Origin of the sequence: Duganella violaceipulchra (assembly GCF_019166075.1) — a bacterium.
Lineage (GTDB): Bacteria > Pseudomonadota > Gammaproteobacteria > Burkholderiales > Burkholderiaceae_D > Rugamonas > Rugamonas violaceipulchra.
Genome location: NZ_JAHTGR010000102.1, coordinates 1 through 616 on the forward strand (window position 1 = coordinate 1; position 616 = coordinate 616).

At 59.1% G+C, this 616-nt stretch carries 1 protein-coding gene; it reads left to right on the plus strand.

Annotation, left to right across the window (positions count from 1 at the left end):
• The coding region (locus tag KVP70_RS33155) for a condensation domain-containing protein (protein WP_217946697.1) at nucleotides 1–616 on the plus strand (616 nt) is incomplete at both ends.

The following is a 616-nucleotide window of genomic DNA, read 5'->3' on the forward strand; positions in this document are numbered from 1 at the left end:
CATCGCCTTTGATAGCCGCAATCGTTTGGATGGTTTCCTGAATGCCTTGCAGAGGGTGATCGACCGACACGACATCTTGCGCAGCGCCGCCCACTGGCAGGGACTGGCGCAGCCGGTGCAAGTGGTGCATCGCCACGCGCCGTTGCCGATCATTGAACTCACGCTGGATGCGGCAAGCGACGCGCTCCCGCAGGTACAGGCGCAAACCGATCCACGCCATCTGCGCCTTGACATGCAGCGTGCCCCCTTGATGGCCGCCTATGTGGCCGCCGATCCGCATACAAATGAATGGCAGCTTGTGTTGCTGAACCATCACATGGTGGAAGATAACATTTCACTACAAATCATGATTGCAGAGATTCAGTTGATGCTGTCAGGGCAACCAGAACGCCTGGCCAAACCGCTGCCCTACCGTAACTTCATTGCGCAGACGCTGGCCATTCCAGCGGCGGCGCACGAAGCGTATTTCCGGGAACAGTTGGGCGACACCGACGAACCGACGGTCCCGTTTGGTTTGCTCAACATCCAAGGCGACGGCAGGCAGGTAGAAGAAGCCAGTATCAGCCTGAGCGCAGACTTGGCCGAGCGCATCCGCATCAGTGCGCGGCAAGAAGGC